The 19,699-nt window shown below is 60.9% G+C and carries 17 protein-coding genes; 3 read left to right on the top strand and 14 right to left on the bottom strand.

Features of this window, described 5'->3' with window-relative positions; translation table 11 throughout:
- Positions 1-101: 101 nt before the first annotated feature.
- Both ACZ5VE_RS03360 and ACZ5VE_RS03355 read left to right on the top strand, forming a co-directional pair.
- Positions 102-1,097, top strand: a complete 996-nt coding sequence (locus ACZ5VE_RS03360; protein WP_464456659.1) for a Bug family tripartite tricarboxylate transporter substrate binding protein — start codon at positions 102-104, stop codon at positions 1,095-1,097.
- Positions 1,098-1,113: 16 nt separating this feature from the next.
- Complete coding sequence (locus ACZ5VE_RS03355; RefSeq protein ID WP_464456658.1) at positions 1,114-2,319, top strand: M20 aminoacylase family protein; 1,206 nt, start codon at positions 1,114-1,116, stop codon at positions 2,317-2,319.
- A 185-nt stretch (positions 2,320-2,504) separates the two neighbouring features.
- On the opposite strand, the gene ACZ5VE_RS03350 is transcribed toward ACZ5VE_RS03355, so the two are convergent.
- The 14 genes from ACZ5VE_RS03350 to ACZ5VE_RS03285 form a co-directional block, all read right to left on the bottom strand.
- Positions 2,505-3,380: an alpha/beta hydrolase gene (locus tag ACZ5VE_RS03350; RefSeq protein ID WP_464456657.1), complete on the bottom strand. Its 876-nt coding sequence runs from the start codon at positions 3,378-3,380 to the stop codon at positions 2,505-2,507.
- A 13-nt stretch (positions 3,381-3,393) separates the two neighbouring features.
- On the bottom strand, positions 3,394-5,514 hold the full coding sequence (locus ACZ5VE_RS03345) for a TonB-dependent receptor plug domain-containing protein (protein WP_464456656.1): 2,121 nt from the start codon (positions 5,512-5,514) through the stop codon (positions 3,394-3,396).
- A 176-nt stretch (positions 5,515-5,690) separates the two neighbouring features.
- On the bottom strand, positions 5,691-7,142 hold the full coding sequence (locus ACZ5VE_RS03340) for a DEAD/DEAH box helicase (RefSeq protein WP_464456655.1): 1,452 nt from the start codon (positions 7,140-7,142) through the stop codon (positions 5,691-5,693).
- Between the two features lie 54 nt (positions 7,143-7,196).
- On the bottom strand, positions 7,197-7,766 hold the full coding sequence (dcd, locus tag ACZ5VE_RS03335; RefSeq protein ID WP_019425458.1) for a dCTP deaminase: 570 nt from the start codon (positions 7,764-7,766) through the stop codon (positions 7,197-7,199).
- Positions 7,767-7,865: 99 nt separating this feature from the next.
- Positions 7,866-8,951 carry a BMP family ABC transporter substrate-binding protein gene (locus ACZ5VE_RS03330; RefSeq protein ID WP_464456654.1) on the bottom strand — a complete coding sequence of 362 codons (1,086 nt, stop codon included), beginning with the start codon at positions 8,949-8,951 and terminating at the stop codon, positions 7,866-7,868.
- Between the two features lie 95 nt (positions 8,952-9,046).
- The gene (locus ACZ5VE_RS03325; RefSeq protein WP_464456653.1) at positions 9,047-10,096 is read right to left on the bottom strand and encodes an adenosine deaminase; all 1,050 of its coding nucleotides are present in this window, start codon (positions 10,094-10,096) and stop codon (positions 9,047-9,049) included.
- Between the two features lie 59 nt (positions 10,097-10,155).
- Positions 10,156-11,577, bottom strand: coding sequence for an N-acyl-D-amino-acid deacylase family protein (locus tag ACZ5VE_RS03320; RefSeq protein ID WP_464456652.1), 1,422 nt, complete (start codon positions 11,575-11,577; stop codon positions 10,156-10,158).
- Positions 11,574-12,488: a MurR/RpiR family transcriptional regulator gene (locus ACZ5VE_RS03315; RefSeq protein ID WP_464456651.1), complete on the bottom strand. Its 915-nt coding sequence runs from the start codon at positions 12,486-12,488 to the stop codon at positions 11,574-11,576. Before ACZ5VE_RS03315 ends, ACZ5VE_RS03320 begins: the two co-directional genes overlap by 4 nt.
- A 12-nt stretch (positions 12,489-12,500) precedes the next feature.
- Positions 12,501-13,766, bottom strand: a complete 1,266-nt coding sequence (locus tag ACZ5VE_RS03310; protein ID WP_464456650.1) for an amino acid deaminase — start codon at positions 13,764-13,766, stop codon at positions 12,501-12,503.
- Positions 13,767-13,769: 3 nt separating this feature from the next.
- The gene (locus ACZ5VE_RS03305) at positions 13,770-14,717 is read right to left on the bottom strand and encodes an ABC transporter ATP-binding protein (protein ID WP_464456649.1); all 948 of its coding nucleotides are present in this window, start codon (positions 14,715-14,717) and stop codon (positions 13,770-13,772) included.
- On the bottom strand, positions 14,714-15,742 hold the full coding sequence (locus tag ACZ5VE_RS03300) for an ABC transporter ATP-binding protein (RefSeq protein WP_464456648.1): 1,029 nt from the start codon (positions 15,740-15,742) through the stop codon (positions 14,714-14,716). The genes ACZ5VE_RS03305 and ACZ5VE_RS03300 overlap by 4 nt, the downstream gene beginning before the upstream one ends.
- The gene (locus ACZ5VE_RS03295; protein ID WP_108311604.1) at positions 15,739-16,581 is read right to left on the bottom strand and encodes an ABC transporter permease; all 843 of its coding nucleotides are present in this window, start codon (positions 16,579-16,581) and stop codon (positions 15,739-15,741) included. The genes ACZ5VE_RS03300 and ACZ5VE_RS03295 overlap by 4 nt, the downstream gene beginning before the upstream one ends.
- Positions 16,574-17,533: an ABC transporter permease gene (locus ACZ5VE_RS03290; RefSeq protein WP_464457428.1), complete on the bottom strand. Its 960-nt coding sequence runs from the start codon at positions 17,531-17,533 to the stop codon at positions 16,574-16,576. Before ACZ5VE_RS03290 ends, ACZ5VE_RS03295 begins: the two co-directional genes overlap by 8 nt.
- Positions 17,534-17,559: 26 nt before the next feature.
- Entirely contained in the window at positions 17,560-19,095 is a 1,536-nt protein-coding gene (locus ACZ5VE_RS03285) for an ABC transporter substrate-binding protein (protein ID WP_464456647.1), read from the bottom strand.
- Positions 19,096-19,246: 151 nt separating this feature from the next.
- Here ACZ5VE_RS03285 and ACZ5VE_RS03280 point away from each other — a divergent pair, with 151 nt between their 5' ends.
- Complete coding sequence (locus ACZ5VE_RS03280; protein ID WP_464456646.1) at positions 19,247-19,633, top strand: RidA family protein; 387 nt, start codon at positions 19,247-19,249, stop codon at positions 19,631-19,633.
- Positions 19,634-19,699 lie beyond the last annotated feature (66 nt).

Raw genomic sequence — 19,699 nt, 5'->3', positions numbered from 1 at the left:
AAATCAGGAAAATAATTCATTGGACAGATCGAAAGGTGGTTTTTAATATGCTTCTTGTGGGCTGTGATGGCCTTCATCACAACAAATTAGGAGACTTTGACATGCAAACTTCCCGCCTTTTGAAACGCCTGATCGCAGCCAGCCTGACCGGTTTGGTTCTGACCCAAGGCACTCTGGCCCAAACTTTCCCTACCAAGCCCGTGAGCCTGATGGTGCCCTACCCCGCAGGCGGCGTGTCGGACGTGCTAGCGCGCTTGGTCAACGTTCCGTTGGCCAAACATTTGAACCAGCCCGTGATCGTAGAAAACCTGGGTGGCGTCAGCGGAGCCATCGCTGCACAAAAAGTGCTGTCGTCCCCATCGGACGGCTACTACCTGTTCCAGGGCTCACCCAATGAGTTGATCCTGTCGCCACTGGCCAACGCGGCAGTCAAGTTCAAGAGCGAAGACTTCCGCTTGGTACAGATGATCGGTGCAGCGCAAATGGCCATTTATGCACGCCCCAACCTGCCCGCCAACACAGTGGACGAACTGCTCACCTACGCCCGTAAGGAAGCCGCCGCAGGCAAACCACTGACCTATGCCAGCGTAGGCCCTGGTTCGTTCTATCACCTCTTGGGCGAACAATTGTCCAAAGTCACGGGCATCCCCATGACACATGTGCCCTACAAAGGCGGTGCACCAGCCAACCAGGACCTGATCGGTGGCCAGGTGGACATCTTCATCACGGTCTATGGCAAGAGCTATCAGCAACTCGCTGACAGCGGCAAGATCAAGATCCTGGCCATGCTGAACAAAGAACGGCTGGAGGGTGTCAAGCAGTACCAAGCCATCACCGAAAGCAAACAGCTCAAGAACTTTGATTTCAACATCTGGACAGGCTACTTCGTCAAGAAAGACACCCCTGAAGCCGTGGTGCAAACCTTGCACAAAGCCATCACCGAGACATTGAACGACTCGGGCGTGCGCAACGGGCTGGATCTCAACAGCCTGCTGGTCGCCAAGCCTTTGCCATTGAGTGAGCTGAGCAAGGTCTACACCGAGGGTACGGCCCAATTCCGGGGCATTGCCAAATCCATTAACCTGCAACCCCAGTAATCGAAAAGGCACGTCCATGAACGCCCCCAGCGAAGCTTTTCTGCACAATAAACTGCAAGCCCTGCATGCGCAGGCGGATGAGTTCATCGCGGTGCGCCGCGACATCCACAAGCACCCCGAAATGGGCTACAAGGAGTACCGCACCAGCGACCTGGTGGCCGAGCAACTGAGCGCTTGGGGTTACCAGGTCACGCGCGGCTTGGGCGGCACGGGTCTGGTGGGCCAGATCAAAAAGGGCACGGGCAGCAAAAGCATCGGCATCCGCGCCGACATGGACGCCCTGCCCATCGACGAAGCCACCGGCCTGCCCTATGCCAGCTGCAACGTGGGCATCATGCACGCCTGCGGCCATGACGGTCACACCGCCATGCTGCTGGCAGCGGCCAAGCACATTGCCCAAAAAGGCGAGTTCTCGGGCACGGTCAACCTGATTTTTCAGCCGGCCGAAGAAGGCCTGGGCGGCGCGAAAAAGATGATGGAGGACGGCCTGTTCAAGCAGTTCCCGTGCAACGCCATCTTTGCCATGCACAACATGCCCAGCCACCCGCAAGGCCACCTGGTCTTGCGCGATGGCTCGGCCATGGCGTCTTCTGACAACGTGACCATCACCCTGCACGGCAAAGGCGGGCATGGTGCCATGCCGCATGTGGCCGCTGACCCGGTGGTGGCTGGCTCGGCCATCGTCATGGGACTGCAAAGCATCGTGGCGCGCAACATCGACCCGCAGCAAATGGCCATCATCACCGTGGGCGCGTTCAACGCCGGGGTGGCCAACAACGTCATCCCGCAGACCGCCACACTCAAACTGAGCGTGCGCTCACTCGACCGCGATGTGCGCATCCTGCTCGAACAGCGCATCACCGAGCTGGTCCATGCACAGGCCCAAAGCTATGGCGTCACAGCCGAAGTCGACTACAAACGCGGCTACCCCGTGCTGGTGAACCACCTGGCCGAGACTGACTTTGCCCGTACCGTGGCCGAAGAGCTGGTGGGTGCCGACAAAGTGGTGCGCCAGGGCCGCGCCCTGAACGGCAGCGAAGACTTCGCCTTCATGCTCGAAGAAGTGCCCGGCAGCTATTTGCTGATCGGTAACGGCGATGGCTCGGGCGATGGCCACGGCGCTTGCATGGTGCACAACCCGGGCTATGACTTCAACGACAAGAACGTGGCCGTTGGCTCGGCGTTTTGGTCGCTGCTGGTGGAGCGGTTTTTACCGGCCTAAAGCCTGACAGCCAGAACCCTTTTCTGGCATGCATTTTTGTGGGAGGCCGCCCCTGCGGCCGAATGCTTGCTGTACCTCAGACTGCATTCGCGAGCAGGGGCTCGCTCCCACAGAGGCACAGCTCTCACTTAAGGCATGGTCAGTGTGTGGGAGGCCGCCCCTGCGGCCAAACGAAACACGTCTGCTCAGGCCGATTTCTGCTGAATCAAGGTCTGCGCCAGCGTGTTCAGGCGAGAGCCCGTGCGCGTCAGCTCGGTCACCACACTGAAGTGGTTCAAGCCGGGCAAGGCTTCACAAATCGGCACGGTCTTGGGCCCCCAAGCCTGGTGAATCAAGCGGTTGTGCCGCAAAAACTCAGCACTCTCATCGCCCCCCACCACCGTGTAAAGCACGCCTTTGCGGGGACGCTGCCATTTGGCCGGGCTGGCCATGCGCACATGGGCCGGGGTGAGGCGCAAATCGCCCTGCACAAAAGGCGTCTTGCGCACAGGCTCCAAGTCAAACAGACCCGAGATCGACAAAGCTTTGCGCACCAAGCCCGAGGGCAAATCACGGCCCAGCTTCTTCCAGTCGCACGCCAGCAGCATGGCCGCCAAATGGCCACCCGCCGAATGGCCGATCACGGTGATGTTGCTGCGGTCACCGCCGTGCGCGGCAATGTGCCGCCAGACCCAGGCGGTGGCGTGGGCCATTTGCAAGGCGATGTCGGGCACCGTGACTGCTTGCGCCTCGGTGCCGGGGCACAAGGCGTAATTGACCACCACCACGCAAGCGCCCATGTCGCGCAGCGCAGGGGCCACAAAGGAGTGGTCCGATTTGTCCAGGCTGCGCCAATAACCGCCGTGGATGAAGATCACCACGGGCGCATTGGCTTTTGCGGCCGGAAAGATGTCCAGCGTTTCATTGGGCCCATTGCCATAAGGCACGTCCAGCAAGGGCTTGAGCGTCTCTCGCGCTTGAACCGAGGCATTCTTCCAATGCGCGAAGTGTTCGGCAAAGTCAGGCACCAAGGCCCGGTTGTTGTACATGCGGTCGTGCCAGGCGGCGTCTTTGATGGGCATGGGTGTCTCCTTTTTAGATTTTCATTTCCAGACGCAGCTGGATGTTGCGCCAATTGTGGTCGGTAGTCCGGGCAGTCTCGCTCTGAGCGCCGTTGTTGAAGGTGGTTGCCGTCAAATAATCGCGCGGCAGCAGGTTGCTGACCGTCAAACGCAAGGCCGTGGCCGAAGAGAAACGCCACAGGCCATACACATCGACCACGCGCTTGATGCCCTGATAAGAGAACTGATCCTGGCTGCGACGGGTGTCGTAATCGGGGTTCCAGTTGACATTGCCCCCCAAGGTCAAGGGCAAGCCGCGCAAGCGGTAATCCGCGCCCAGGTTGGCGGTCATGTCGGGCTGCTGGTCCAGGCGGTTGTCGGGGCCGGGCACATCTTTCACCTTCGAGCGAAAGAAGCTGATGTTGCTGCGGATGTCCACCGGCCAGGCCTCAGCCCAAGCCTGGTTCAGGCGGAACTTGGCTTCCAGCTCAATGCCTTGGGTGACGGCGTCGCCTACGTTCAAGGGGGTGGAGACCCAGCGCTGTTGGGCAGACCAAGGTACCGTCTGCAGACGGGTCTGGTACCGGATCAAGTCCTTGATGTTGCGATGAAACACGTTTGCGCTGAGCACACCGCCGCCTTCCAGATAGCGCTCAAAACCGAGGTCAATGCCGGTTGCCAACTCGGGCCGCAAATCGGGATTGCCCACGCGGTCGGGTTGTGTTGGCACGTTGTTGCCCGAAACAGGATAGTCACGCGAATACCGCAGCGGTGCCACCAGGTTGTAGAGCGTGGGCGTCTTGTAGCTGCGCGTCAGGCTCATGCGGAATTGGTCGCGTTTGGCCGGATCGGGTTTCCACAAGGCGTGCAGCAAAGGTGTCCATACCTGGCTCTTGTTGCTTTTGAGGGCCTCGCTCACTTGGGCCTCGGTCAAGATGCTTTCGTAGCGAACGCCGGCATAAGCCGACCAGTTCGGGTTGATCTTGAACTCGTCCTGGGTGTACGCCGCCCAACGTGCCGTGCGAGCGTGCAAGTTGCCGCTGTCATCACCCGCACCGGCGCTGGCCTCTTCCACTCGGCGCACACCTTCATGCTCCAAGCCACTGACCCACTGGTGGCCATTCTGGAGCACACGGGTCCATTTGCCATTCAGGCTGGTGCTGCGGTCAGTGAAGCGTTGCGCATCCACGGCGCCGGACAAAAGCCCGGTGCTGCTGACGGCAGTCTGGGTGATGTGCTGGTCGTACTTGGACTGCCCCAGCCCAAAACGCACTTCCAGACGGTCATCGGCTGACAAGCGCTGACTCCACTGGCCGTTCAAACGGGCCGCAGCGTAACGGCTTTGGTTGTCTGTCAGCGCGGTGTCGGTGATGGCGGCAGAGGTCAACCGCCGGGCATCGATGCGCCCCTGGGCCGAATATTCGGAATAAACAACAAAAGGGGTCAAGGTCAGGCTTTTGCCCTGCTCGCCTTTCCACTGCAAACGGGCGTTGGCGTGCACACCCTGCCGATGGCCCACCGACTCCGACATGCGCTCCTGTGGGTCCCGGTAAGTGGAGAGGATTTCGGTCACGCTTTCGTCGGCACGCCGACTGTCCATCGCCGACAAAGTGAAGGTGCCGCTCACCGGTTCGGTTTGGAGGTTGTGCACCCAATTGAGCTGGTTGGAGCCTTGTCCATGCTCCTGGCTGCGGGTGAGCTTCAAGTCATCCGGGTTGGCTTTTTGCCCCTCGCGCAGCACGATGTTGATCGTGCCCGCAATGGCCCGCGCCCCGGTTTCGGCCGTCGGTGCGCGCAGAATTTCAATTCTTTCAACCTGCTCAGGGGTCAAGGAGTCAACAGAAAACCCTGGCGGCATGCGTTCACCATCCAGCAAGATCTGGGTGTAGCCATTGCCCAAGCCGCGCATGCGGATGGCGCCACCTCGGCCCGGTGCACCTTGCACCGTCACACCGGGCAAGCGCTTGAGCACCTCGCCCAAGGTCGCATCGCCTTGCTTGTCGATCTCCTCACGCCCGATCACGATCTTGGAGGCGGTGGACTCGCGCCGCGCCTCTGTGTCGTTGTTGCGGGTGCTGCGGATCTCGACCTGACCCAGATCGGTGGTGGCTGGCGCGACCGATGGGGTTTGTGCCCAAACGGCACTCGGCAGCAAGAGAAAAACCGCAGCCGAAGCAACGCACCCCTTTGGCCAGGCTGCAAAGCGCTCGGTCAGAGGGTCTGAAACAAGGGAGAATGGAGGGGTGGAGCAGGTGTCACGCATCCACCGATTTTGACAGCGTCAAGTGACGCCCGTTTGAAGCCCCGGTAAAGACCGGGGATCAAACCCGATCAATCGCCCGACTTGAACAAGGCGGCCACCTTGCGTTTGGGCTTGATGTTGGCCGAAATCGAAGAACGCACGGTTTTGGGACCGCTAGGCTCCCAGCTCGGCGCAGTTTCCGAAACCGTAGCCTCGTAAGGCTTTTGGAAGAACGGATCACGGTTGATCGGCGCAGGGCGGAAGCCACCACGGCGCTCATTGGGCGTATCCAACGCATCACGGGGATCGTGCTCGCGGCGACGGCCTTCGGAGGCGCGCGAACGGGGGCGATCCTCGGCGCGTTCGCCCCACTTTTCTGGTGCGGGGCCAGCGGGACGGGTGTCCAGCGGCAGGGTTTCCACTTCCAGCTTTTTCTTGATCAGCTTTTCGATGTCCCCCACCAAACGCGTGTCGGACGGGCTGACCAGCGTCACGGCCAGGCCCGACGCACCAGCGCGGCCCGTGCGGCCAATGCGGTGCACATAGTCTTCGGCGTTGAAGGGCACATCGAAGTTGAACACCGCAGGCACGTCTTTGATGTCCAGACCGCGTGCGGCCACATCGGTGCACACCAGCAAATCGACTTCGCCCTTTTTGAAGGCTTCCAGCGCTTTCAGGCGCTCGTCCTGGCTCTTGTCGCCGTGCAAGGCTGCTGTGCGCAAGCCTTCACGCTCCAGAGAACGGGCCAGACGGCCGCAGCCGAGCTTGCTGTTCACAAAGATGAACGCCTGCTTGATGCCCCGATCGTCCAGCACCTTGCGGATCACTCGACGCTTGTCGTCGTCTTGGGCGGCGTAAAAACGCTGCTCAACGGTGGAAGCAGTTTCGTTGGGGCGCGCCACCTCAATGGTGACGGGGTTTTGCAAATAGCTGCCTGCCAGGCGCTTGATCTCGGGCGAGAAGGTGGCCGAGAACAGCAGCGTGGTGCGCTGCTTGGGCAAAAAGCTCAGAATGCGCTGCAAATCGGGCAAAAAGCCGATGTCCAGCATGCGGTCGGCTTCGTCCAGCACCACATATTCCACTTGGTTGAGCACCGCGTTTTTGGCTTCGATGTGGTCGAGCAAACGACCGGGCGTGGCGACCAGCACCTCGACGCCTTTTTTCAGCTCCAGCGTCTGGGGCTTCATGTCCATGCCACCAAACACCACCGCGCTGCGCAGCTGGGTGTACTTGGCGTACATCTTGATTTGTTGGGCCACCTGGTCGGCCAGCTCACGCGTGGGCAACAACACCAGGGCGCGCACCGGGTGGCGCGCAGGCGATGTGGAGGGGTTTTCGTGCTTGAGCAGGCGCTGCAGCAAAGGCAGCGAAAACGCTGCCGTCTTGCCGGTGCCCGTTTGGGCTGCGCCCATCACGTCCTGGCCCGTCAACACCACCGGAATGGCTTGGGCCTGGATAGGGGTCATGGATTCGTAGCCCATTTCGGCTACGGCTCGTGCCAGCGTGGGCGCCAGCGATAAATTGGAAAAAGAGTCGGTCATTAACCCGCTATTGTCGCATTTTGGGGTGACAGGCCAAAAATCGGGTTTTGGACATCAGGTTTTGGGCAGGGTCACGCCCACTTGCCCCTGGTACTTGCCACCCCGGTCTTTGTAGCTGGTTTCGCAGACTTCATCGCTCTCCAGGAACAACACTTGGGCACAACCCTCGCCCGCATAAATCTTGGCGGGCAGCGGCGTGGTGTTGCTGAACTCGAGCGTCACATAGCCTTCCCACTCCGGCTCAAACGGCGTCACGTTGACGATGATGCCGCAACGTGCATACGTGCTTTTACCCAGGCAAATGGTCAGCACATTGCGCGGAATGCGGAAGTATTCGACCGTGCGGGCCAGTGCAAAACTGTTGGGCGGAATGATGCAGACATCACCTTCGATGTCCACAAAGCTGCGTTCATCGAAGTTTTTGGGGTCCACCACCGTGCTGTAGATGTTGGTAAACACCTTGAACTCGGGCGCGCAGCGGATGTCGTAGCCATAGCTGCTGGTGCCGTAACTCACGATTTTCTGACCTGCCGCGTTCTGGCGGATCTGACCGGGCTCGAACGGCTCGATCATGCCGTGCTGCTCGGCCATGCGGCGGATCCATTTGTCGCTCTTGATGCTCATGGTGTGCCTTTATGTCAATCGGTTTATTTTAGAGGCTCCAGCCGGGGTCAGGACCAGACCGGCCGCCAGCACCACCAATGGGGTGCCGGGTCCGCAGGTTCATCGGCTGATGCGCCCCACCACGCCCTGCACCAGGTAGTTCATGCCCAAAATCTGGGCATCGGTCAGGCTCTGACCTGCAGGCAGCACCTCACGACCTTCGTTGTCCACGATCGGTCCGGCAAACGGCTGCAGTTTGCCAGCGCCCACCTGCTTTTGTTTGGCCACAATTTCGTCTTGCACCTTCTTGGGCACCTTGGGGCCAAAGTCGCCCACGCGGATCATGCCCTCTTTGACCCCGCCCCACACGCTGCCCGAGGCCCAAGTCCCCGCCATGGCAGCCTTGACGCGGGCGGTGTAGTAGTCACCCCACTGGTGGGTCACTGCGATGATTTGCGCATCGGGTCCGATCTTGCGCATGTCCGAGTGGTAGGCCACGGCCATCTTGCCGCGCTCCTGCGCTGCGGCCATCACAGCCGTAGAGCCGGTGTGAAAAGCAATGACATCCACCTGCTGATTGAACAAGGCCATGGCGGCTTCACGCTCTTTCGGTGGATCGAACCAGGCGTTGAGCCACACCACTTTGACGGTGGCCTTGGGGTTGACCGAGCGCATGCCCAAAGTGAAAGCATTGATGCCTTGCAGCACCTCCGGAATCGGAAAGCCCGCCACATAACCCGCCACATGGGACTTCGTCATGCGTCCAGCGGCGATGCCTGCCAGGTAGCGGCCTTCGTAATAGCGGGCATTCGAGGCCGCCACGTTGAACGCCGTCTTGAAGCCGGTGACCGACTCGAACTTCACATTCGGGAACTCTTTGGCCACCTTGAGTGTGGGCTCCATGTAACCAAAGCTGGGCGTGAAGATGATCTGATGGCCCTGCTGTGCCAAGTCGCGGATCACGCGCTCGGCGTCAGCCCCCTCGGGCACGTCGGCCACAAAGGTGGTTTTGACCTGATCGCCCAAAGCCTTTTCGACGGCCTTGCGGCCCTCGTCGTGCTGTTTGGTCCAGCCGGCCTCGGTGATGGGCGAGACATAGACAAAACCCGCCTTGATGGGCTCGGTGACTTTGCTTGGAGATTGCGCCTGAACGGCAGGAAGAAAAAAGCAGGCGGCCACGAGCTTGGCAGCGAGGTTTTTATACATGGTAGTCCTCTACATGGCCCCGGGGATTGAACAAAACGAAGCCCGCCGGGGCAGCGGGCTTCAGGGACGAGATTTTAGCAAGAGTGCCGAGGTCGTCAGTCCTGCTCCGCAAAACCTTGAAAGCAAGTTTTCAGCTCGTGCATCCAGCGGTGTTTGTCTTCCTCAGGCGCAAAGCTCGCTTCAATGCTGTTGGCCGCCAGCCTGTAGGCCTGCTGGGCATTCAGGTGCAGGGCGGCGAAGGTTTGCAAGTAGTTGTCGTTCAGGTAGCCACCAAAGTAAGCCGGATCGTCCGAGTTGATCGTGACGCACAGACCCGCGTCCAGCATCTGGCCCAGGGTGTGATCGGTCAGGCTGTTGAACACACAGAGCTTGAGGTTGGACAGCGGGCAAACGGTGAGTGGCACCTGGCTGTCGGCTAGGCGTTTCATCAAGGCGGCATCGTGAATGGCCTGCACGCCATGGTCGATGCGCTCCACTTTCAGGACATCGAGTGCGCTCCAGATGTAGGCAGGTGGCCCCTCCTCTCCCGCATGGGCCACCACGTGCAGGCCCAGCTCGCGGGCACGCGCAAACACGCGGGCGAACTTCTCGGGCGAATGCCCCACTTCGCTCGAATCCAAGCCCACGCCGATGAACTGGTCGCGCCAAGGCATGGCTTCTTCCAGCGTGGCGAGGGCATCGTCTTCGGACAAGTGGCGTAAGAAACACAAAATCAGATCGGCGCTGATGCCCAATTGCGACTGCGCATCACGGCAGGCACGTTGCAGCCCTTCGATGACCGCACCCATGGCCACGCCACGGGCGGTGTGGGTTTGCGGGTCAAAAAACAGCTCGGCATGCACCACATGGTCTGCAGCGGCTTTTTCAAAATACGCCCAGGCCATGTCGTAAAAGTCCTGCTCGTGCAGCAGCACGCTGGCCCCGGCGTAATACAAGTCCAGAAAACTTTGCAGGTTGGTGAAGGCGTAGGCGCTGCGCAGTGCCTCGACATCGGCATAAGGCAGAGTGACGCCGTTGCGCTTGGCCAAGGCAAAAATCAGTTCGGGTTCGAGCGAACCTTCGATGTGGATGTGCAGCTCGGCCTTGGGCATGCGCTTGAGCAAGGTGGGCAAGCGTTGCGGGTCGATGGCATGGACTTTGAACATGAGCGGCCTCCAAGTGAACAGGCACCCATGTTAAGCGCAAGCACAGCGCCCCAGCATCATCAACGGCGCAAAAATCGTCCCGCTCCAGCCCCTTGAACCTGGCCATGGGCGAAAGCCCACTCGCCATTGACCATGACCCGCTCGATGCCTTCGCACATTTGCCGGGGGTTTTCGTAAGTGGCTTTGTCCTGAATGCGGGCGGGGTCCAGCAACACCAAATCGGCAAACGCCCCCTGACGCAGCACACCCCGATCGTGCAGGCCAAACCGCTGGGCAGACAGGCCTGTCATCTTGTGGATCGCCTCGGGCAAGCTGAAGAGTTGCTCATCCCGGCAGTAATGCCCCAAAACGCGTGCAAAAGCACCCCACAGGCGCGGGTGCGGGCGTTCGTCGTGTGGCAAACCGTCGGACCCGATCATGCTCATCGGGTGAGCCAGCACACGGCGCACATCGTCTTCGCGCATCTGGAAATAGCAGGCCCCACCGGGCATCAACCGCCTGCAGGCCTGCAACTGGTCCGTGCCCCACTCTTGGGCAATGTCCGCCAGATAACGGCCTGCCATTTCCGGATGGGTGTCGCTGCGGGTGATCAGGATGTCGATGATGCCGTCCACCAGGTCCTCACGCAGCAAGGTAGATCCTGCGCTGTAGGGATACACATCGGTGCCCACGCTTTGGCGTTGGCTCAGGCGCTCCAGCAAGGCCAGGGTTTCGATCGTGCGCCCCCAGTTGCGGGGGCCTGCGCATTTGTGGTGCGACATGATCCAGGTGGCTACGCCCGATTGCGCCGTGTCGGCCGCTTCCTGCATGGCATTCAAGATGTCGTCCATCTCGCTGCGGATGTGCGTCACATACACGCCGCCATGGCGGCCGACCACACGCGTCAAGGCTTGCATTTCTGCCATGTCAGCGGCATAGGCTTGCTGGTAAAAAAGCCCCGAAGACAGGCCCAAAGCCCCGTGGGCCAAAGCCTCGTCCAGCAAAGCGGCCATGTCGCGGGTTTCATGCGGGCTGGCTGCGCGCGTGAGATCCTTCATGACCGTTGCGCGCAAAGTGGTGTGACCGATCAAGGCGCCCACATTGACCGCTGGTGGCTTTTTTGCAATGGCTTTGGCGTAATCGTTCAAATGCGCAAAGCGGAACTCAGAGATGTGCAGCAAATCCAGCGGTGACCCCGGTGCATCACTGACCAATGGCACCAGCGACAAGCCGCAGTTGCCCGTGATGACCGTGGTCACCCCTTGTGACAATTTGGGCAGCATGCCCGGGTCGCGCAGGACGATGGCATCGTCGTGGGTGTGGACGTCAATGAAGCCCGGCGCGACGGTCAAGCCACCCGCGTCAAGCACCTCGTCGGCAGCAACAGCCAGGTTTTCGCCGATGGCGGCGATGCGGTCACCGCGCACCCAAACATCGGCGATCCGTGCAGGTGCTCCTGTGCCATCGACCAATTGCGTGTTGCGCAACAAAAGTGTCTTCATGCCTGGGTCTCTTTCTCAACACTGGACCAGGCCCAGTCCACGGTGGGGTGTTGGTCCACATCCTGACCATGCGCCTGCAGGACCGACTTGAACTGTGCGAGGTGCCGCGCGGCATCCGGCCCCAGGGCTTGCAGCACCAGCACCATCAGCAACTCGATGACCAACAAATGGGCGATGTAAGCCTCGGTGCCCACGCGCATCACCGCATCGGGCGGAACGCTGACCCCGATCACCACATCGGCCATCTGGGCCAAAGCCGTATCGGGCTGCGTGATGGCGATGACTTTGGCACCTTGCGATCGGGCAAAACCCACCGCTTCGAGCATGAACGGCATGCGCCCCACATGCGAGATCGCGACAGCAACACCCGAAGAGCCCAAGGTGGCGGCCGAGATGAGTTGCTGGTGCGCGTCGTGCACCGCATGCGCATGCCGCCCCAGTCGAAACAAGCGGCCTTGCAAGTCACTGGCCATGAAAGCGGAGGTGGCCCCCACCGAATAACAGTCAATGCGCTCGGCGCTCGCCAAAAGCTTGGCGGCCTTTTCGAGGATCAACGGGTCCAGCTGCTGTTGCAAGGCCGTGATGGACGCGGCCGCCCCGCTGAGGATTTTGTGCACGATGTCGGTGGTGCTGTCGTGCATCGTGACCGAGCTGTGCACAGGTGCATGGCGCGCCAGATCCTGCGCCAAAGCCAACTTGAATTCACGCACCCCCTCAAAACCCAGTTGACGGGCTGTGCGCATGATGGTGGGCATCGACACTTGGGCCTGTCGGGCCAGGGCGTCCACACTCAATGACAAAGCACCCTCCGGATCCTGAAGCAAAGCCGCAATCACTTGCTGCTGAGCGCGGGGCAAGCCCGGTGCGGCCGTCTGCAATCGCTGCAGCAAAGAGGGGTGGTGCTCAGTCATGGCGAACGGTTTTCAAAAGTTCACCGACACCGCGTCCACCACGCGGTAAGCATCGTCCACCACCGGCATCCAGCGCCATTTGTCAAAGGTCGTGCAAGGGTGCGAAATGCCGCAACCGACCAATTGCCCCACCACCGGATGCTGGTCTTCGGGGGCCTGCGCATCAAAGCGCAAATAGGCATGCTGATCGTTCAGCGCAGTCACAGCCCAATGGACAGGTACACCCCGGGTTTGGGCATCGCCCACCTGGGCCCGCCATTCGGGCACGGGCATGTCCAGGTCGTACGACACATCGCGCTTGCCCATCGACAAAATGGCCAGCCCCGGCTCAGGGCAGGACTGGACCACGCTGACCAGCTCAATGGCGGGGCGCAAGGTCTCGCGCAAATTCAGACGCTCTGCAACACACTTCAAATGCTGGCGGTATTGCACATGGTCATGCGTGAGATAACAGCCCGAGCGCAAAATGCCCCGCACAGGTCGGCTCAAGTGGGGGCTCAAATGTTCCGCCACCAGGTCGAAGATGGCCGAGCCACCCGCCGTGATCAGCACCTCGTCGGTTTCAAAGCAATCGTCGGCTTCGCAGGCCGTCGCCATGTTCTGCACGCGTGCCATCAAGGCGGCCACGCTGGCGCGGTCATGCTCGTGGTGGCAAGTGGCCAAAGCGCCTTCATAGCACTCAATGCCTGCCAATTGCACGGCCGGGCTGCGGCGGATGGCCTGCGCCAGTGCAAGTGCTTCATGGTGGTCACGGCAGCCTGTTCGCTTGCCCTCAAGGCCCAGCTCCACAAGCACGGTGAACACCGTGCTGGACTGCCGCTGAACACGCCACGCTTCGATCAAGCGCAATTGGGCCAGCGAATCGACCAGAAAATAAACCTGCAAACCTGCATGCGCTTGCAGCAAAGCCGACAGGCTGTCCAGATCCACCGCCTGCAGCACCTGGTTGGCGATGATGATGCGGCGCACACCATGGCGCGCACCCAAGGCAGCTTGAAAAACCGTGGCAAAACTGATGCCCCAAGCGCCAGCCGTCAGCTGGCGGGCATACAGCTCGGGCGACATGGTGGTCTTGCCATGCGGTGCGATGTCCAACCCACGCGTGCGGCAAAAATCCTGCATCCAATCCAGGTTGTGCTGCAGCGCAGAGTCCTTGAGCACGGCCAGCGGAAATGGCAAATCGCCCCGAAGCAATTGCCAACCCTGCCGACCTGCGTCTTTCAGATCGATGGGGTCAAGGTGCGGTGGATAGCCTTTGAAGGCTGGGTTCAGTTGCATGGCTCAGTTCAATTCTTCATGTCGCCAGCAGGCCACCAGGCGGCCTGCTGTGGTGGGGGTGAGTTCGGGCACGGTGTCGGCACAGGCGGCCACCGCATGGGGGCAACGGGTGCGAAACACACAACCGGACGGTGGATTCAAAGGGCTGGGTGGATCGCCCTGCAACTCAACCCGGGGGGCCGCTTGCGCGGGATCGGGAATGGGCGCGGCCGACAGCAAGGCGCGCGTGTACGGGTGCGCGGGCGATGCAAACAGGTCTGTGGTCGGCGCGATCTCCATCACACGCCCCAGGTACAGCACCACCACACGGTCGCACAGGTACTGCACCACATCCAAGTCGTGCGAGATGAACAGCAGCGTCAAGCCCAGCTGATCGCGCAACTTGATCAGCAAGTTGACAATTTGCGCCTGTATGGACATGTCCAGCGCCGACAGCGGCTCGTCGGCCACGATGAAGCGGGGCTCCGCAGCCAAGGCCCTGGCGATGCCCAGGCGCTGCTTTTGTCCGCCTGAAAATTCGTGCGCGAAACGGCTGGAGTGCTCCGGCTTGAGCCCCACCAGCTGCAGCAACTGCGCGATGCGCGGGGCACGCGCAGCACCCCCATGCAGGGCGTGCGTGCTGAGCACTTCGTCCAGCATGTCGCCAGCACGTTGACGGGGGTTCAGACTGGGGTCCTGGAACACCATTTGGACTTCACGCCGCAAAGGGCGCATTTGCGAGGCGCTCAGGCCCACAAGCTCACGCCCATCCAGCTGCACAGACCCTTGAGTGACCGCAATCAGCTGCAACACCGCACGGCCCAAGGTGCTTTTGCCCGAGCCGGATTCACCCACCAGCCCCAGGGTTTCGCCGTGGGCAATGTCAAAACTCACCCCGCGCACCGCACGCACCCGCTGCGCCCCACGGCCAAACTCGACCGACAAGTCCTCAATCTTCAGCATGGGCTTCATGACTGCTGCTCCAGATGGCACGCGCGGGCATGGGCCGCATCGCCTTGCCAAACGGGGGCATGCAGACTGCAAAGGGGCAGCCTGTATGCGCAGCGCTCGGCAAAACTGCAGCCTGCGCCCAAGCGGTCCATTGCCGGGGCCTGGCCCGGAATGTCCTGCAAGGCCATGCGACGCCCCTCCTGCAATGACCGCTGCCTGGCGCGACCAGGCAGACACGCCAGCAGACCTTGTGTGTAGGGGTGAGCAGGCTGCGCAAACAAGGCATGCACATCCGCCTGCTCGACCACCTGACCGGCATACATCACCGCCACACGTTCAGCGTGGTGCGCCACCACGCCCAGGTTGTGGGTGATGAACAGCATGCTCATGCCGGTGTCGCGCTGCAAACGCGACATCAAGGCCAAAATCTGCGCCTGAATGGTCACATCGAGTGCCGTCGTCGGCTCGTCGGCAATCAAGACCTGTGGCTCGCAAACCATGGCCATGGCGATCATCACGCGCTGGCGCATGCCACCGGACAACTGGTGCGGGTACTCGTCCAGCCGCTGGCGCGCAGCAGGAATCTCCACCTGCTCCAGCGCCTGCAAAGCGCGCAGGCGTGCAGCGCGCTTGTCCAAGCCCCAATGCAGGCGAACCGACTCGGCAATTTGTTCACTCACCGTCAGCACCGGGTTCAGGCAAGTCATGGGCTCCTGAAAAATCATGGCCATCTGGTGCCCGCGCCATTGGCGCATCTCGGCCTCGCTCAGTTGCAGCACATCGCGTGTCTGCCCAGCAGCATCGGTGAACAAGGCTTGCCCACCACATTGCCAGCGGGCATTGCGTGCCAGCAAACGCATGAGGCTGAGCGCCGTGAGCGATTTGCCGCTGCCCGACTCACCCACCAGCGCCAGCGTTTGTCCAGCATGCAAATCAAAACTCACCCCGCGCACCAGAGGCACCGCACCCTCGCGCTGCACCAGGGTGGTGGTCAAATCGCGCACCTGCAAGCGTGGCACAGCAGATGCGGCTTCGGGGGCGTTCATGGCGTGCCTTTCAAACGGGGATCGAGCAAATCACGCACACCATCGCCCAGCAACTGCAAAGACAAAGCGGTCAAAACAATCGCCATGCCGGGGTAAAAAAGTGTCCAGACGGCCCGATCGGCATGCTGGGTGCTGGCCGCCACCATGGTGCCCCAGGTGGGGATTTCTGCCCCCACCCCGACGCCCAAAAAGGACAAGCCCGCCTCGGCCAGCAAAGCATAGGCAAAGATGAAACTCAGCTGCACCAGGATGGGTGACATCAGGTTGGGCAGGATGTGCACGCGCAGCAGCCTGGGGGTGCTCACGCCCACGGCACGGGCCGCCTCGACATAGGGCAGCTCGCGGATCACCAAGGTGCAAGCGCGCACCACCCGGGCCACACGCGGCGTGTACACCAAGGTCAGCGCCAGCACCACATTGACCGGGCTGGCCCCCAAAATCGACACCAGCGCAATGCCCAGCAAGATGTCCGGAAAAGCCATCATGGCATCCACACAGCGCATCAGCACGGCATCGAGATGCTTGAAAAAACCCGCCAGCAAGCCCAGCAAGGTGCCCAGCACCACCGACAAAAAGGCAGTGCCTGCGCCAATGGCCAGTGAATAGCGTGCCCCGTAAAAAATCCGGCTGGTGATGTCACGGCCCAATTCGTCGGTGCCGCTCCAGTAGGTCCAACTGGGGGCCTTCAGGCGCATGCTGACTTTCATGGCCATGGGCTCATGCGGCAAAAGCCACTGCCCGGCCACCGCCATGAACAGCATCAAGCCCAGCAACAGCACGGCCAGCAACACCACCCGGCGGGCAAACAACAGCGACAAGGTGCGACGCCACTCAAGCATGACGCACCCTCGGGTCGACAAAAACATACATGACATCGATCACAAAGTTGATGATGACGTACACCCCGGCAATCGCCAGCAAGGCCCCCTGAATCACCGGGTAATCACGGCGCAACACCGCGCGCACCACCAGATTGCCCAGGCCCGGCAGGTTGAACACCGTCTCGGTCACCACGGCCCCCCCGATCATCAAGGCCAGCGTCAGACCCAGCACCGTCAGGATGGGCACCAGGGCGTTGAGCAAAGCGTGCTTGAGCACCACCACGCTTTCGGACAAGCCTTTGGAGCGGGCCGTGCGGATGTAGTCTTCGCTCAGGATGTCGAGCATGGACGCGCGGGTGAACCGGATGATCAAGGCCGAATTGAGTGTGCCCAGCACCAAGGCAGGCAGCATCAAATGGTGGATGCGCGTGGCCAAACCCGCCCCCGGGTCGCCATACCCTGACACCGGAAACCAGCCTGCGCCCACCGCCAGCAACTGGATGACCATCAAGCCCATCCAGAAACTGGGCATGCTCGCCCCCAGCATGGCCAGCGTGCTCACGCATTGGTCAATCCAGCGCCCACGCCACACGGCCGACACAATGCCGCAAGGCACGCCGATCAGCATGGCCAGGCTCACCGACAGGAAGGCCAGCCACGCCGTGGGCTCGACACGCTCCCACAGCACTTGTGTGACCGGCATTTGCAAAAAGATCGATTGCCCCAGATTGCCCTGGAGCACCTCACCCAGCCACAGCATGAATTGGCTGACCAGTGGTTGATCGAGCCCGTAGCGCTGGCGTGCCTGCGCAATGTCCTCCAGCGAAGCCTGGTCACCCAGCAACACCGCGATCGGGTCGCCAGCGGCCAGCCGCGTGAGCAAGAACACCAACACAGACACCAGGGACAGCACCGCCAGCATGCCGCCCAAGCGGCCCAGCAAAGTGCGCCCCAAGCTGGCCCAGGACATGCGAGACATTGATCAGTTCCTGCGGTTTATTTGGCCAGGCCCGTGTTCCAGAAGAACGGCCAGGTCGACGGGGTGTAGCCCTCCAGCTTGCTGGAACGTGCCGACAAACTGCTGAACTTGCCCACGTTGATGTAAGGCACTTCGGTGTAAACCACTTGCTGCACGGCATTCCACAGCTGGGCACGCTTGGCCGGATCGGTCTGGTGGTTGAAGTCACCCAGGGCCTTGGCCTTGGCCGGAGAACTCCACCAGCCTGGTGCACCCTCGCCCAACTGCGGTGGCGAGAGCATGGGCTCGGGGAACTGGCCCGAATGGGTCATGTAGATGTCCCACACCTTCGAATCACCACGGCGCTGCACCAAAGTGGCCCAGTCCACCACTTGCATCTCGGGCTTGAAACCAGCGGCCCGCAACTGCTCGGCCATGACCTGCACCATGGTGTGGTGAAACTCGTATTGGCGGCTGGTCAACAGGCGGATGGTCTCGCCCTTATAACCGGCTTTCTCGGCCATGTCCTTGGCACGCTTGGCGTCCTGCTTGTTGTATTGGTCGGTGCCTGCGGTCGAGTAAAACGGTGTGCCCTGCGGGAAGTGGTTGCCCTCTACCGTGAAGAACCGCTTGTCGCCATAGGCGGCTGTCAGCATTTCACCTTCACCAATGGCGATCTGGATCGCCTGGCGAATACCCTGGTTGGCCAGCACGCCTTCCTTGGTGTTGAACACCATGTAAGGAAAGCCGAACGAAGGTGTGACGATCGGCACCACCGAGGGGCCTGCTTTTTCCACACGGGCCAAGGCCTCGGTCGGCAGTTGATCGGCAAAGTGGAACTGCCCGGCCAAAGCGCCTTCTACACGCGTATTGGCATTGGGCACGGGGGTAAAACGCAGCTCGTCCAGCAAGGCTTCACGCTTGCCGCCATAACCGTTGGGGGCCTCGCTGCGTGCGCTGTAGCCTTCAAAACGGGACAGGACCACATACTGGTCGGGACGGCGCTCTTTGAATTTGTAGGGGCCCGTGCCCACAAACGAGACCAAAGGCGTGGCAATGCTCTCTTTGGCCATGATCACCGCCATGCCAGAAGGCAGCGCCAGCTGGGCCAGCAAAGAGGCGCTGGGTGCGCTGAATTTCCACTCGATGGCGTGGCTGCCTTTGGCTTCCAGACTCACGGTGTCTTTGGCCACCGATTTGCCGCGCGGTGCCATCTCCATCCAGCGCTTGAGTGACGCCACCACATCTTGCGCGTCCAGGTCACGGCCACTGTGCAGCTTGACGCCTTTGCGGATGTTGATGGCATAGGTCAAACCGTCTGCCGAAACCTTGGGCATGCCGTCGGCCAACATGGGCGTGGCGTGCCATTTGCTGTCAAAGGTGTAGAGCGTCTCGTACACGTGCTGCATGATCGTGCCCACCAGATCCGCCGTCGAAGCCATCGGGTCCAAGCTTTGCGGTTCACCGATCATGGCCAAGTTGGCCGCCCCCCCTTTGGGCGGTGCAGCGAAAGAGGCAAAAGGCAGTGCAGCCAAGAGCAGAGTCAGCAGGTGTCGACGAGGCAAACGCAGCATGGAGGTCTCCTAGAAGTGGGGGGAAGAAAATGTAAATTTTTTACATTTTTGACTCTAAATGAATTTGGCTCGCGGATGAAACAGGGTTTTCCTGTAAATAAATGTTGAATAATGTCTTTTCTTTTTTCAAAAACCGATACGGAGACAACACATGACCGTCGAAATGCTGGGGGCCTCCCCCATCGCGTCAGATCGCCTAGCCCGCCCCCTTTCCCCCGCCACACGCGCTGGCGATTTCGTTTTTGTGTCAGGTCAGGTGCCAACCAACGACCAAGGCGAAGTGGTGTCCGGTGGCATTGAGGCCCAGACACGCCAGGTCTTTGTCCGCATCCAGCAAGCGCTGGCCTTGGCGGGGTGCACCTTGAACGATGTTTGCAAAGTCAGCGTCTGGCTCGACGATGCGCGTGACTTCGGCAGTTTCAACCGCGTCTACATGGAGTGCTTTGGCGAACATCGGCCTGCACGCTCCACGGTGGAGTCCCGGTTGATGATCGATGCCAAAGTCGAAATCGACATCACGGCCTACAAGCCACGCTGAACAAGCCCGGACGTGAAAAAGGCTGCAAGGGCTAAAGCCCTTGCAGCCTTTTTTCATGTGGACCAC

The sequence above is a fragment of the Limnohabitans sp. INBF003 genome (assembly GCF_055396645.1).
Note: the sequence above shows the minus strand (reverse complement) of the source record. Positions and strands in the feature narration are given on the sequence as shown.

Coding starts and splice junctions, on each gene's coding strand:
- ACZ5VE_RS03360 (WP_464456659.1), top strand. CDS start 102: ATGCAAACTTCCCGCCTTTTGAAACGCCTGATCGCAGCCAGCCTGACC.
- ACZ5VE_RS03355 (WP_464456658.1), top strand. CDS start 1,114: ATGAACGCCCCCAGCGAAGCTTTTCTGCACAATAAACTGCAAGCCCTG.
- ACZ5VE_RS03350 (WP_464456657.1), bottom strand. CDS start 3,380: ATGCCCATCAAAGACGCCGCCTGGCACGACCGCATGTACAACAACCGG.
- ACZ5VE_RS03340 (WP_464456655.1), bottom strand. CDS start 7,142: ATGACCGACTCTTTTTCCAATTTATCGCTGGCGCCCACGCTGGCACGA.
- dcd (WP_019425458.1), bottom strand. CDS start 7,766: ATGAGCATCAAGAGCGACAAATGGATCCGCCGCATGGCCGAGCAGCAC.
- ACZ5VE_RS03330 (WP_464456654.1), bottom strand. CDS start 8,951: ATGTATAAAAACCTCGCTGCCAAGCTCGTGGCCGCCTGCTTTTTTCTT.
- ACZ5VE_RS03325 (WP_464456653.1), bottom strand. CDS start 10,096: ATGTTCAAAGTCCATGCCATCGACCCGCAACGCTTGCCCACCTTGCTC.
- ACZ5VE_RS03320 (WP_464456652.1), bottom strand. CDS start 11,577: ATGAAGACACTTTTGTTGCGCAACACGCAATTGGTCGATGGCACAGGA.
- ACZ5VE_RS03315 (WP_464456651.1), bottom strand. CDS start 12,488: ATGACTGAGCACCACCCCTCTTTGCTGCAGCGATTGCAGACGGCCGCA.
- ACZ5VE_RS03310 (WP_464456650.1), bottom strand. CDS start 13,766: ATGCAACTGAACCCAGCCTTCAAAGGCTATCCACCGCACCTTGACCCC.
- ACZ5VE_RS03305 (WP_464456649.1), bottom strand. CDS start 14,717: ATGAAGCCCATGCTGAAGATTGAGGACTTGTCGGTCGAGTTTGGCCGT.
- ACZ5VE_RS03300 (WP_464456648.1), bottom strand. CDS start 15,742: ATGAACGCCCCCGAAGCCGCATCTGCTGTGCCACGCTTGCAGGTGCGC.
- ACZ5VE_RS03295 (WP_108311604.1), bottom strand. CDS start 16,581: ATGCTTGAGTGGCGTCGCACCTTGTCGCTGTTGTTTGCCCGCCGGGTG.
- ACZ5VE_RS03290 (WP_464457428.1), bottom strand. CDS start 17,533: ATGTCCTGGGCCAGCTTGGGGCGCACTTTGCTGGGCCGCTTGGGCGGC.
- ACZ5VE_RS03285 (WP_464456647.1), bottom strand. CDS start 19,095: ATGCTGCGTTTGCCTCGTCGACACCTGCTGACTCTGCTCTTGGCTGCA.
- ACZ5VE_RS03280 (WP_464456646.1), top strand. CDS start 19,247: ATGACCGTCGAAATGCTGGGGGCCTCCCCCATCGCGTCAGATCGCCTA.